This is a genomic window from Halomonas sp. QHL1, from assembly GCF_001882345.1.
Lineage (GTDB): Bacteria > Pseudomonadota > Gammaproteobacteria > Pseudomonadales > Halomonadaceae > Vreelandella.
Map to the genome: position 1 here is coordinate 2,530,790 of NZ_MINL01000001.1, position 13,500 is coordinate 2,544,289.

Genomic DNA, 13,500 nt, shown 5'->3' on the forward strand with positions numbered 1-13,500 from the left:
CTTGACCGACAAGCTTGTGCGCATAAAAGGCAAAAAGTTCTTTATGGGCATTTTGTTCATTTTGTTCACGCCGGTTTACTGACAGTATGCATTTATAGAGCGTCAAGCCACTCGTGTGCCGCCTCCAACAACCGATAGCGACGCTCGGGGCGTCCTACATCACCATAGCCCAGCTCGGCACTCACCGCCTGCTCGGCGACTAAAAACTCTAAATAACGGCGAGCGGTTGAGCGGCTGGCCCCCATAGTGCGTGCCATCTGCATGGCGGTAAGGGAGTCGGGAGCCTCGGCCAGGGCATCAATCACCCGGCGCAGCGTCAGCCGATCAATTCCTTTGGGCAGAGTTTGGGGCTTAGCACGCGACGTCTCGCCAGGCTTCAAGCGTGCCAGCACGGAATCTAGTTCGTCTTGGTTCATCTCGGCCCGGTTGGCCAACGCCTCACGCTCGCGACGAAAGCGGGCCAGCATTTGCGCCATCCGAGCGGCTTCGATCGGCTTGATAAGGTAGTCGAATACCCCGCCACGCAGCGCTTCGCTGATGGTTTCCACTTCCCTTGCGGCGGTGACCATGACGATATCCACATGCACGTAGTCGCGGCGAATCGCCCATAGCAACTCCAAGCCTTCAACATCGGGAAGGTAAGCGTCGAGCAAAATCAGTTGGATGCTCGCAGCCTGCTCCGCCATGATCGCCTTGGCTTCACTGCCGTTGCGGGCCATACCTACCACATAAAAACCGTCGCTCTGTTCAATAAAGGCTCTGTGAATATCAGCAATGCGAAAATCGTCTTCAACGACCAAAATGCCGTACTGCCCATCTGACATTGCGCTCCCCCTAGTCGTTGCGGTTGTTGAGATTATTGTAGGTATTGATATGGCGACTGTTATTAAGCGCATTCTTGGACTGTTTTTGGTTTGGCTGCGCGCACAGCGAGCGGTCAAGCACCGCAATAAAGCATGCGCCGCCCAGCTCGCTCTCTTCCAGGGTCACGGCGCCGCCGTGCTGACGGCAGAGCCTGGCAACCAACGCCAGGCCAATGCCCTGGTGCTTACCGGTTTTGGTCGAAAAGCCTTCCTGGAAAATCGACTCTGCGAACTGGGCAGGTACCCCAGGGCCGTTGTCTTCCACTTCGATCAACAGCTGCTCCCCCAAATCGGTGAAAAACAGGCGTACTTGGGGCTCCTTACTCGGCCCATTCAGCGCTGCGTGGCAGGCGTTGTCCAGTAAGTTACCCACCACGCTCATCATCACCTCTTGGCCTGTCGGCGTTAGCGGGCAAGAAAGCGAGCTTTGCTCGTCAATTTCCAGCGCCACGCCGAGCTCCTGCGCACGGGTAAGTTTACCCAGTAGCGTACCGCTAAGCACGGCATCGGCCACGTTGCGCATTAAAAAGCTCATCTGCGCCTGAGCGCGTTCGGTTTCCTGGTGGATAAGTGCCAAGGCTTCCTCAATACGCTCCAACTGCAGTAACCCGGAGATGGTGTAAAGCTTATTGGAGAACTCGTGGGCCTGGGCACGCAGCATATCCACGTCGCGGCTGGCTTGGGTTAGCGCATGGGAGAGATCAACAATCTCACGACGACTGCGGAAAGTGGCCACCGCGCCCTCGATCTCGCCCTCGTGCAGAATCGGCACTCGGTTGACCACCACCGGGTGATCGCCCAGCCACATTTCCTGGTCGAACTCTTGCTCGCCGCGCCGGAGCACCTCCAGCAGCCGCGAATTAGGCACCACATCATGTATAGGCTGGCCAAGCAGCACATGATCATCAGTTAAATTGAGAAAGCGCCGCGCCTGCTGGTTGACCAAGGTAATATGGCCTTCGCGGTTAACCGCCAGAATGCCCTCGTGGATCGACTGCAAAATGGCCTCTTTCTCCATGGCCAATCGGGCAATTTCGTAGGGTTCTAGGCCTAAAATGACCTTTTTGAGGTGCTGCGACAGCCAGTAAGCACCGGCAAAGCCGAGACAAATCATCAACGCCACTAGCGCCCAGCCAAAGTTGTTGTAGCGGGCTACGTCCATGGCCACGCGATCCATCATAAAGCCGACAGAGACCAAGCCAATGATATTGCCCTCTTCGTCCCAAATGGGCGCTTTGCCACGAATGGCGGTGCCCAATGATCCGGTCGCCTCCGACACATAAAACTGACCATGAATCAGCGCCTGATCATTATCGCCCCCCACCATCGGCTGCCCAAGCCGTTCCGGCAGAGGGTGGGAGTAGCGGATACTTTGAGCGTTGCCCACGACGACATAGCGCGCCCCAGTCTCATGGCGAACTCGCTCCGCGAGGGGTTGAATAATGAAAGAGGGATCAGGAATTGCAAAGGCGTTGATAATTTGCGGCATCGACGCCACCGTTTTGGCCACTGCCAACGCACGCTCGCCCATCTGCTGGCTAATAATTTCCGCCTTGCGGTGATTGAGATAGGTGCCCTGTGCCAGTAGCATGCCTGCCAGCAATAGCCCGACTAACAGCATCACCTGAAGGCGAAAACTGCGTTTATACCAGCTGCGCCTTGCGCGGGTGCGGCGCCAGCGCTGCAGGTCGGCTAACGTTCGGGGGCGGGAAGCGCTCATAGATAGACTCGAAATGCGTGACCGCGCCATTATGGCACGCACCCGCCACGACGTTAATCGCCGTCACCCCAGAGTCATCGTTCGCTGATATTGTTCACTGATATACTGGCCCAGTGCCGAAACCAAGGAGGGATGTAGTGGCGATTGTTCGATGGATACTCTTAATGGCCTGTTGGCCCCTATGGTTAACCGTGGCTTATGCCAACCCGTTCTATGCTCCACCGCCTCCCCAGGAAGATGCCCCCGTGTTCAGTGGCGATGCTGAGCTGGGCTTTACCCGCCTCTCAGGCAATACCAACAGCCAGACGCTGATTGGCAAAACGCTGCTGACATGGCTATCCGGTAAATTCACCTATTCGCTGCGTGGTGAAGTGCGTAGCGTAAGCAAAGACGACGAAACCAGCGCCGAGCAGTACTTAGTCGCAGGACGCGAACGCTATGAACTGGATGGACCGCACTATCTGTTTGGGTTTGCCCGCTGGGAGAAGGATCGCTTTGCCGGTTACGACCAGCAGTTGACGGCAATTGGCGGCTATGGAAGACAGGTTTTAGACAACGACATGCATATTTTGTCGCTAGAGGCAGGGCCAGGCTATCGTCACGACCGACTGCGTGAGCACGGTGATTACCAATTAGCGGTGGCTTATACCGCACTGGATTATCAGTGGTTTTTTTCTGACTACGCCGATATTCAGCAGGAAATGTCGTTTGAGTATACCGACCAAAACACCACTTCACGGTCGCTTACAGCGCTTACTGCACGGCTCAATTCAAAGCTGTCGCTGCGCTTATCCCACGAGATCAAGCACAACTCCCAGCCGCCTGACGACACCAGTGAACGCACCGACCACACCACCAGCGCGTCACTGCTTTACCGCTGGTGAGCTTAGCAATTCACACCTTCGCGCCAATAGTGTGCATATACACTCATAAAATGCACCAAGATAAAACATATTAGACGTTGGTCTATATTGGAGGTATACTATTTCCAGTTTCCTGTCTTGCGCCATTCACTGAATGGCGCTTTTTTTTACCTGCAATTCCACTTGCTTCAATCACCAATTTTTTAACTTCCATTCGGCGTTAAACCGCTTAATGGCGCGCTTTGATAGGCTGTTATTTCAGCTCTCCCCCGCTCCCCATAAGGTATTTACCATGACCCAACCCAGCCCCAACGCAGAGGGCTCCCAGCGGTTTTCGCTCGGCGATCCTATTGTACTGATCTTAAGTATCGGCTTTATCGTCGCCTTTCTCGCGTTGTCGCTTTACGACGTAACTCTGGTAGCTGACAGCATCAGCGCTGGCTTCGCTTGGACCGCTTTAGTGTTAGGAAGTTACTTTCAACTGCTGCTACTACTGACGTTCTTTATTGCTATCGGCTTAGCGATGACCCCAGCCGCTAAAGCCAAAATCGGCAATTTAGATGCACCAGAAATGAGCACGTTTAAGTGGCTCTCCATCATTCTGTGTACGCTGCTAGCTGGCGGCGGGGTATTCTTTGCCGCCGGTGAGCCGGTATACCACTTTGTGGTAACGCCTCCCGCTTTTGATAGCGAAGCAGGTACCGCTGACGCCGTTTCCGGCGCCTTGGGGCAATCCTTTATGCACTGGGGCTTTATGGCTTGGGCAGTACTGGGATCGTTGACGGCAGTGGTTCTCGCCCATGCGCACTACGTGAAAGGCCAGCCGCTTCAGCCCCGCACCCTGCTCTACCCCGTACTGGGTGAGCGACTAATGCGCGGCCCGCTGGGCGGCATTGTCGACGCCTGCTGCGTGATTGCCCTGGTTGCGGGCACCGTGGGCCCGATTGGCTTTCTGGCCACTCAGGTCAGCTTCGGCCTGCATGAGCTGTTTGGCTTACCGGAAGGTTACCCCGGCCAGTTGATCATTCTTGCCGTACTCGGCAGCATCTACGTGCTCTCTTCCATGAGCGGTGTACACAAAGGCATTCAACTGCTTAGCCGCTTTAACGTGCTGTTGGCGTTGGCCATTGGCGCGGTCATTATGGTCTTTGGCCCGACGCTGTTTTTGGTCAATAGTTATGTTTCAGGCATGGGCGCGTATATCAGCGAATTCTTCACCATGGCGACCATGACCGCGGAAACCGCTCCGGCGTGGTGGATGCAGTGGTGGACAGTGTTCTTCTTTGCCTGGTTTATTGGCTATGCGCCGCTGATGGCAATTTTTGTGGCACGTATTTCCCGCGGTCGCAGCATCCGCGAAATGATCGTCGCGGTAGCGATTCTGGCGCCGATTGCCACCACCGTATGGTTTACCCTGCTCGGCGGCTCGGGCATTTATTATCAGCTCACCGGCGTTATTGATTTAGCCGAGGCGCTGAATAACTTTCAGTTTGATGTAGCCACCTTAACCGTTGCCCAGGCACTGCCCGGCGGGACCTGGATGGCTCTGGCGATCCTTCTTTTGACCACTATTTTCGTTGCCACCACCGGCGACTCAATGAGCTATGCCATTGCGGTAGTGGGTGCGGGGCACGATAATCCGAGCCCGGTCATGCGAGCGTTTTGGGGGATTGCCATGGCGCTGATGGCGGCGGTACTGCTGTATATGGGTGCAGGTCAGATTGGCGCGCTGCAGCAGTTCATTGTTATCACCGCGATTCCGGTGTCGTTGATTCTACTGCCGTCACTCTGGAATGGCCCGCAGGCGGCTTTCGCCATGGCCCGCGAACAGGGCATTATTGACTAAGCGCGCGGCTATATAGACTTTTCTACAGACCCTCCAGCAGGCGCAGAATCATCTGCGGCTGCTGGTTGGCCTGGGCCAGCATAGCGATGCCTGCTTGCTGAAGAATCTGTGCGCGAATAAGGTTGGAGACTTCCTTAGCATAATCGGCATCCTGAATGCGCGACCGGGCGGCGGAAGTATTAACGATGCTATTATTGAGGCCATCAATGACGCTCTCAAAGCGATTCTGCACAGCACCCATATAGCTGCGCTGGCGATCCAACCGCTTGATCGCCTCATCCACTCTATCAATCGGTTTATCCGCCCCACCGACATCCTTGGTCACGTTCAAACCATCAAGACCCAACCCCTGTAGATTCATGGCTTCAAAACGTACCGCGATGCTATCGCCAGCGTTAGCGCCCACCTGAATATTCAGAGACTTGGTGTCGTTAAGCAGCCCGATACCGTTGAAGTTACTCTGCACTGCCACACGGTCGATCTCATCCAAGCGTTGATCAATCTCTGCTTGGATAGAGGCAAGGTCTTCGGAAGAGTTGGTGCCGTTAGCCGCTTGTACGCTCAGCTCACGAATGCGCTGCAGGTTGTCGTTAATTTGATTGAGCGAGCCTTCCGCCGTCTGCACCATGGAGATGCCATCATTGGTGTTGCGGATCGCCTGGGTCATACCTTTGATTTGCGCCGTCATACGATTGGCAATCGCCTGTCCGGCGGGGTCATCCTTGGCACTATTGATGCGTAGCCCAGAAGAGAGGCGCTGCATCGCAGTCTGCATAGCCTGCTGACTGCCGCGCAGATTATTCTGCACGGTAAGCGACATCAAATTGGTGTTTAGGCTGAGCACCGCGCGCCTCCGGGGAAGGTTAGCCCACCCACATTATGGCGGCTATAGCGTAACTATCGGCCTAAACGCAAAAATCATTAGCGCTTTTGAGGTTCAAGAGAGCGGCCACTCCTCGCCAGCACTTCATCAACGGGCTTTTTCACATAGTTATGCTGGAAGTAGCCGTCATCAACGACCTCCCCATCCCACGCCACAATGTCTAGATCCATAGTACGTGGACCCGATTTAATCGCCCCCCGAACACGGCCCAAACGATCCTCGACGCTTTTTAGGTAAGCGCGAAACGCCTCATGTTCAAGCGGGGTACTCACCAACAGCGCGGCGTTTAAGAAATCGGGCTGCTGCTGGTAGCCCACCGGCGCTGTACGAATCGCGTTTGAACGTGCCAATAGCACGCACTCTCTGCTGATAATCTCAAGTGCTTGAGCGAAATAGTGGTCGGGGTCGATATTCGATCCCAATGAGATAAAACACTCATGGAGCTGGGCGGTATGCGTGGAAGGTAAAGACATGGGTGGCATAGCGACATCCTATTCAAAGTGACGTCTTGTAGAACTACCCTGAAGTAGGGCATCTCCTTTAACACCTCCAAATCTAGCGCCTCGTGCAATCTTTGTATAAGTTATTGACAAACGCTGCACTCACGCAGAAAGTCTTCCTATACCAATAAAATAATAGGGAACACTATATGCACCAACATGCTGCTCTAGTAACCGGTGGGGCCACCCGCTTGGGGCGCTACTTTTGCGAAGCCCTGGCCGATGCGGGTTACGACATTGCGCTTCATGTTAATCGCTCCCGCGAAGAGGCCGAAGAAGTCGCCAGCGGTATCCGCGCTAAGAGGCGGGAGTGCGAGATTCTTTCTTGCGATTTCTTAAGCGATGAGCCAGACGATTTAATTCAGGCGGCAAAGCGGCGTTTTCCCGGGCTTAATCTACTCCTGAACAGTGCCTCTGCCTATGCGCCAGCGGTGATTGCCGAGACCGAACTGGCAATGCTGGAAACCCAGTTCCGGGTCAATATGTTTACCCCGCTGTTACTCACTCGCCACTTTGCCGAGGCGGTTGAAGAGGGCCAGGTTATCAATATCATCGATAACAAGGTGGCCTATCACCAGTATCCCTATGCAGCCTATTTGCTGTCGAAAAAGAGCCTGGCGGAGATGACCCGGATGGCGGCACTTGAGTTCGCCCCGCGCATTCGCATTAACGGCATCGCCCCCGGCGTGGTGCTACCTGCTTCCCAGCGCACTAGCGACTATATTGAGTGGCGTATTGAAGGTATTCCACTGAAACGCCAGGGCGACCCCGAGCATCTTGTACAAGCTTTGCACTACTTATTGAACAACCCTTTTGTGGCGGGACAAATTCTGTTTGTGGATGGCGGAGAATCAATCAACCTAGAGGGGCGCCACTCGGAAAACTATTCAGCTTAAGACTACCTCTGCTTAAAACGCAGCGGGGCCGCCCTAAGGCGACCCCGCTGCAACTTTGGAACAACACGTCATGATACTGACAAGTTAGGTTTCATCGACGTCATCGTGGTCGGGCTTAAGATGGTCAGACTCTGCAGTTTGCTGAACCCCTTGTTTAGTATCACTGTTAGCAACAGGTGACTCCTCCACCTTCTTCTCTTTAGCGGTCGACTCCAATACCCGCACATGGGCAGGCGGTGGATTACCGTTTTTGTTATCGCCAAAGTAAAGCGTGGTGTGTGGGAAGGGTATCTCGATCCCAGCCTCATCAAAGCGCATTTTAACCAGACGATTGTAGGCGCGACCCACGGCCCACTGGTCACCCGGCGTGGTTTTAATCACTACACGGATGTTCACGGAGCTGTCCGCCAATGCAGTAACACCGGCCACGGTTAGATCAGCCAATAGCTTAAAGCCATGCTCTTCGCTTGCCTTGAGATCCTCAAAGGCCAGCTTGAGCTGCTCGATGGCTTCATCGATGCTTTCGCTGTAGCCAATGCCGTACTCACCCACATGGTTACCGTACTCGCGCATGTAGTTAGACACTGTGTCCACGCTTGAGAACGGAATCAGGTGAAAAGTGCCGGAGAGATCGCGGATCCCCACCGAGCGAATGCTCAACTTCTCGGCGGTACCGGTAATGCCACCCACCGTAACCACGTCGCCGGTATTCATGGCGTTTTCCACCTGAATAAAGATCCCGGTGATGACATCCTGTACCAACTTCTGGGCACCGAAACCAATCGCCAAACCGAGCACACCGGCACCAGCGATCAGCGGGCCAATGTTGATACCGATTTCCGACAGCACGATCATACCGGTGATGGTCACCATGGCGATTGCCAGCGCATTGCGGAATAAACTGAGCAGGGTTTTCGCCCGCGCCGACGGCTCGCCATAGCCGGTTTCCGGGTTCAGCTTGTGCTCAATAAGGCTCGCCAGGCCCAGCCAAACGGCTAGTGCCACAATCAAAATTACCGCGACGCCAGTCAGGTTGCCGACCAAGTTGGCACCACGCTCTGAGGCGTACCAGGCAGCTAGATCAAAGGCGCCCCAGGCATTCAGCACCACCATTATCACCACGATCAGAATAATCGTACGTAGCACGCGTAGCGCATTGGGCACGTAGCTGTTCAAGCGCTTTTCAAGCAGAGGCAGTTTGCGTCGCAGATCGTCCGACAGCGTAATACGGCGGCCAATGGTCTGAGTAAGAAAAGACGACACCAATAGACCCACAACAATTGTGGCCAACGTCTTCAGGGTGGCGAACATTACAAACGGCAGCGCATCCCCGGGGCGCGTTAGCGTCAATACAAACACGATCAAGAAATACAGCAGCGCGAACAGGTGCCAGGTGCGGGCAAAGAGCTGCAGCGAGACGCGGCTGGCAGTTAAGGTTGTTTTTGCCGCCATCTCGTTGAGGTTATCACGCAGGCGGGTGCGGTTTCTCAGCACCACGACCACCGCGTAGATAAAAGCCAGCAGCATAATCAGCGTACCGACCGCTTGACCCAGTGAGGCCGCCACGTAGAAGTTAACCAGCGGCACTACCACCATCAGGCCGTAGCCGACCATGCCGATCAAACGGGCTAACCAGCGGTTCCAATAGGACGCCTCCCGGGCAGAGATTGGCAGTAGCCGCAGCCCTTCGTAGCGGGACGAGAACAGCATCCGCACACCGGCTTTGAGCAGCTCAATAATCAAGAACGCATTTAAAAACAGTGAGGCACGGGTGGAGAGCTCCCCTGCCTCCCCAACAGCAAACGTCGCCAACAAATTACCGCCCACATAGGCCAAGCCGACAAGCAGTACATCAATGACCGCCGCAATCGCCACGCAGACAATCAAGCGCAGAACGGGGGTTAAATTATTACCATTTAGCGACCAGCCACTGATTTTGGTAAACAGCGGTTTAGCTAGTCGCCGAGCAATCATAAATAGCGCAAACGTGGCGACAATGACGATACCCAGATTGATCGCCGCACTGGTGAACGCGGTCATATCAAAGACACTGTCTGTCTCTTGACCCGAGAACAACCCCCCTACAATGCCAACCACTTGCTCAAACTGGCCGCCTACATCGCTTACCACTCGACTAGTGAGTTCAGCTAATTGGCGCGGCAGCGAGACATCTTCAGGGGCTATCTCACTGCCCTGAGCGGCGGTTTCTGGCGAAAGTTCAGCGGCAACGCCATCAGGCAAGGATGAGGCTTGATTGCGCAACATCTCAATCAACTCTTGCCGCGACTGCTCATCTTCCAACAGACTGGCCAACGCTTCGTAGGATGTAGGCGCCGCCTCTTCAGACGATGCTGCACCATCGGCGTCGGCCGACTCACTTGACGCGCTCTGCGCCATTGCTGGCGTGGCTACTAAGGCAATCATTGCCAAAAGCCAGACACCTAGCCAGGGTAATAAACGAAGTGGCTTCACACCTAAACCTCCTTTTGGGTGAGTGCTGTGTTCAATCTAACGGCTGCCCGATTTTACGCAAGCTAACGTTAGGCAACTGATGACGCTTACACTCTACACTGCATGCACAGCTTGTTAAAAAGTTGTACAGGGTAACATGACTTGATTAATAAGGTGTTTCACTGGCACAGCGGCACTAGCCACTGCTGTGCCAGCAGTAAAACCACGCCGTAACGCCCCCCTTTAGCGACCACAATCCACGCTAGCGCCCGCCACCAGGGCAGCCTGAACACACCGGCTAGCACGGTGAGGGGGTCACCAATAATCGGCGCCCAGGAAATCAGCAGGCTTAGTTCGCCAAAGCGATGATACCACCCCTCAGCGCGCGCCAAACTGCGCGGCGAGGCGGGAAACCAGCGGCGATCCTGAAACCGACGCGCATAGCGCCCCATCGCTACGTTGATCATGCTACCCAGGGTATTGCCCGCCGTGGCCACCAACCATAGCCCCAGCGGCGGTTCGCCGAGACACCACAGCCGCGCTAGCCACACTTCCGACCCCCCGGGAAGCAGCGTGGCGCTGACCAGGGCGACAAAAAACAGGCTCAGCATAGACTTAGCGGCCCACGTTAACGAGGCACCTGCCCACCCAACTGCTGGGTTATCTCATCGGCCGTTTGGCGAACCAGCGCACCCAGAGTTAGTAAGCGAGCTTCCGGGATTCGCGCCACCGGGCCTGAAACCGAGATCGCCGCCATCGGGGCACCGTGCTCATCAAACACACAGGCAGCCACGCAGTGCAGGCCAACGGCATGCTCTTCACGGTCGCAGGCAAAGCCCTGGGCGCGAATCTGCTCGGTTTCCACCTGCAGGGTGTCGGGTTGATAGAGCGTATTGGCGGTCACTCTTGCCAGCTCGCAGCCATCCAGCAGTTGGGCACGCTCATCATTGGGCATCCACGCCAGCAGCGCTTTACCTACGCCAGAAGCATGCAGCGGCGCGCGGGAGCCTAGGCGGGTGATCATGCGCATCATCTGGGGTGATTCGTGCTGGGCTAGAAATACCGCCGTGGCCCCATCGCGAATGCCCAAATTAGCAGTCTCGCCGGTTTCCGCGGTTAAACGGCGCAGAAAGGGGCGACTTGTGGCCACTACATCGCGGGCTTCAAGAAAGCTATTGCCGATACGGAAGGTTTTAACATCGATTCGCCATAGGCCCTGCTCGTTCTCCTGGGTCACAAACCCCTGGCTCTGCAAGGCTTGTAGTAAGCGGTGGGTGGTAGAGGGCGCTAATTCGGCCATCTCCGCCACTTCTGAAAGGGCCAATCCAAGCGGGCTGGCCGCAAGGTACTCCAGCAGCGTTAAGCCACGTACCAGCGACTGGCTATGCCCTCCGCTGGCTTTGGCGGTACTCGCCGGACGACCGACCGTCCTGCGTTTGGCTTCACTCACCTGGCTTTCTCCAAAAAGGCGCTCCTAAAATAAGCTCCCAAAAGCGCTTCTACTACGTACTAAAAGCGCCTTTGCTGGCGGCGCCTTCCCTGAAAACATAAAGGGCGTCAGGATAACGTGCCAACACAGCCGTTGTCGCGTTTACGGAAACGAATTCCATTCATTCAATGACGTCATCTTAGCGGTGTCGCCATTGCGGTGGCCGTTTAGCAATAAACGCATCAATCCCTTCACCCACATCCTCGGCCAACATATTGCAGGCCATGGTTTCTCCGGCGAAGGCGTAGGCTTCATCGAGCGGCATAGCAAGCTGGCGGGCAAACATGGCTTTCCCCGTGCGCACTGCAACGGCACTTTTAGCGCAGATACCGTCCGTTAACTCTTTAGTTGCCTCATCCAGCGCATCGTCCTCTGCTACACGATTTATCAAGCCCCACTCAGCCGCCTGCTCGGCGCTGATAAACTCCCCGGTCATCAGCATCTCCATGGCGTGCTTACGGGCAACGTTACGCGACAGCGCTACCGCCGGGGTGGAGCAAAACAGACCAACGTTGATACCGGAAACGGCAAAGCGGGCGCTGCGCGCGGCCACCGCCAGATCACAGCTCGCCACTAGTTGGCAGCCTGCCGCAGTGGCAATGCCATGCACTTTGGCAATCACCGGCACCGGCAAGTGCACAATGGCCTGCATCACCTCGCCACAGCGGGCAAATAGCGTTTGGTAGTAGGCTTTATCGGGATTAGCGCGCATCTGCTTCAGATCATGCCCGGCGCAGAAGGCTTTACCTTCGGCGGCAATGACCACACAGCGCACGCTGCTATCGTCGGCAATCTCGGTTAGCGCATCGTGAAGGGCTTGTAGCATGGCTTCCGAGAGCGCATTAAAGCGCTCCGGTGTGCTCATTGTCAGCGTTGTTACGCCTTGTTGATCAAGGCGCTGCAAGGGAGGGGCCGTGGAAGAGGGGCCGTCAGAGATGATGGACATGGTGAACTCCTGAATTTGAGTAACACATTGCCCATCAGTCTAGCGCACACTCTTTTTTATCAGGCTTTTTTCATTAACCGGGTATCGCGGCCTAAGGGGTGCGGCTCGCCGCGCTGTTTGGCTAGATCAATCTGGCGCTGGCGCTCGCGGGCGGCGGCGCGGGTCTTTTCCGGCAGCGTATCGATGCAGTGAGGGCAGCTAATCCCCGGCTCATAAGCGGAAGACTGCATATCCTCGGCGGAGATCGGCATACGGCAAGCGTGGCACTGTTCGAACTCGCCCTTGCTTAAGTCGTGGCGCACCGTCACGCGGTTATCGAACACAAAACACTCACCTTTCCATAGCGACTGCTCTTCCGGGACTTTTTCCAGGTAGTTCAGCACGCCGCCTTTCAGGTGATAGACCTCTTCAAAGCCCTCTTTAAGCATAAAGCTGGAGGCTTTTTCACAGCGGATGCCGCCGGTGCAGAACATCGCCACTTTTTTGTGCTTTTCCGGATCGTAGTGCTCGCGCACGTACTCGGGAAACTCGCGGAAAGTGGTGGTTTTAGGGTCTATCGCCCGTTCGAAGCTGCCAATCGCCACTTCGTAATCGTTGCGGGTATCGATCACCAGCACTTCAGGATCGGCAATGATGTCATTCCAGTTTTCCGGCTCAACGTAGGTGCCTACAGTGTCGTTGGGGTCAATATCGGGCACGCCGAGGGTGACGATCTCTTTTTTGAGTTTGACCTTGGTGCGGTAGAACGGCGTTTCGTCGCAATAAGACTCTTTGTGATCAATATCGGCCAAGCGTGGGTCGGCGGTCAGCCAGGCCAGCAATCCATCAATGCCCTCGCGGCTGCCCGCCACCGTGCCGTTAATGCCCTCTTTAGCAAGCAGCAAAGTGCCCTTTACGTCGTTATCGAGCATGGTTTGGCGCAGCGGCTCGCGCAGCGCTTCAAAGTCGTTCAGGGTGACAAATTTGTACAGCGCTGCGACCACAATGGGCGGCACTGGGTTAGGCATAGCAATGGGTACTGACATGTAAAGCTCCAGGTAGTC

12 protein-coding genes are annotated in these 13,500 nt (G+C 55.5%); 3 read left to right on the forward strand and 9 right to left on the reverse strand.

Annotation, left to right across the window (positions count from 1 at the left end):
* Positions 1–92 precede the first annotated feature (92 nt).
* Both QHL1GM_RS11535 and QHL1GM_RS11540 read right to left on the reverse strand, forming a co-directional pair.
* Positions 93–824 (reverse strand): response regulator, encoded by a 732-nt coding sequence (locus tag QHL1GM_RS11535; RefSeq protein WP_071694608.1) that lies wholly within the window; start codon positions 822–824, stop codon positions 93–95.
* 10 nt (positions 825–834) lie between these two features.
* Positions 835–2,583 (reverse strand): sensor histidine kinase, encoded by a 1,749-nt coding sequence (locus QHL1GM_RS11540; RefSeq protein WP_254795303.1) that lies wholly within the window; start codon positions 2,581–2,583, stop codon positions 835–837.
* A gap of 164 nt (positions 2,584–2,747) precedes the next feature.
* Between QHL1GM_RS11540 and QHL1GM_RS11545 the strand changes: the two genes are divergently transcribed.
* Both QHL1GM_RS11545 and QHL1GM_RS11550 read left to right on the forward strand, forming a co-directional pair.
* Positions 2,748–3,467, forward strand: a complete 720-nt coding sequence (locus tag QHL1GM_RS11545) for a YdiY family protein (RefSeq protein WP_071694609.1) — start codon at positions 2,748–2,750, stop codon at positions 3,465–3,467.
* A 271-nt stretch (positions 3,468–3,738) separates the two neighbouring features.
* A complete protein-coding gene (locus tag QHL1GM_RS11550) occupies positions 3,739–5,292 on the forward strand; it encodes a BCCT family transporter (protein ID WP_071695987.1) in 1,554 nt (517 codons plus the stop codon).
* Between the two features lie 22 nt (positions 5,293–5,314).
* On the opposite strand, the gene QHL1GM_RS11555 is transcribed toward QHL1GM_RS11550, so the two are convergent.
* The gene (locus QHL1GM_RS11555; RefSeq protein ID WP_083571021.1) at positions 5,315–6,136 is read right to left on the reverse strand and encodes a flagellin; all 822 of its coding nucleotides are present in this window, start codon (positions 6,134–6,136) and stop codon (positions 5,315–5,317) included.
* A 77-nt stretch (positions 6,137–6,213) separates the two neighbouring features.
* The gene (gene folK, locus QHL1GM_RS11560; RefSeq protein ID WP_071694610.1) at positions 6,214–6,657 is read right to left on the reverse strand and encodes a 2-amino-4-hydroxy-6-hydroxymethyldihydropteridine diphosphokinase; all 444 of its coding nucleotides are present in this window, start codon (positions 6,655–6,657) and stop codon (positions 6,214–6,216) included.
* A 167-nt stretch (positions 6,658–6,824) separates the two neighbouring features.
* Here folK and QHL1GM_RS11565 point away from each other — a divergent pair, with 167 nt between their 5' ends.
* A complete protein-coding gene (locus QHL1GM_RS11565) occupies positions 6,825–7,571 on the forward strand; it encodes an SDR family NAD(P)-dependent oxidoreductase (RefSeq protein ID WP_071694611.1) in 747 nt (248 codons plus the stop codon).
* Positions 7,572–7,655: 84 nt separating this feature from the next.
* Here the strand turns inward: QHL1GM_RS11565 and ybiO are convergent, their stop codons facing one another.
* The 5 genes from ybiO to QHL1GM_RS11590 form a co-directional block, all read right to left on the reverse strand.
* Complete coding sequence (gene ybiO / locus QHL1GM_RS11570) at positions 7,656–10,043, reverse strand: mechanosensitive channel protein (RefSeq protein WP_071694612.1); 2,388 nt, start codon at positions 10,041–10,043, stop codon at positions 7,656–7,658.
* A gap of 158 nt (positions 10,044–10,201) precedes the next feature.
* Positions 10,202–10,633 (reverse strand): YqaA family protein, encoded by a 432-nt coding sequence (locus tag QHL1GM_RS11575; RefSeq protein WP_071694613.1) that lies wholly within the window; start codon positions 10,631–10,633, stop codon positions 10,202–10,204.
* 17 nt (positions 10,634–10,650) lie between these two features.
* Positions 10,651–11,472: an IclR family transcriptional regulator gene (locus QHL1GM_RS11580; protein ID WP_071694614.1), complete on the reverse strand. Its 822-nt coding sequence runs from the start codon at positions 11,470–11,472 to the stop codon at positions 10,651–10,653.
* A gap of 178 nt (positions 11,473–11,650) precedes the next feature.
* Complete coding sequence (locus QHL1GM_RS11585; protein WP_071694615.1) at positions 11,651–12,457, reverse strand: enoyl-CoA hydratase; 807 nt, start codon at positions 12,455–12,457, stop codon at positions 11,651–11,653.
* 59 nt (positions 12,458–12,516) lie between these two features.
* On the reverse strand, positions 12,517–13,482 hold the full coding sequence (locus QHL1GM_RS11590) for a rhodanese-related sulfurtransferase (protein ID WP_071694616.1): 966 nt from the start codon (positions 13,480–13,482) through the stop codon (positions 12,517–12,519).
* Positions 13,483–13,500 lie beyond the last annotated feature (18 nt).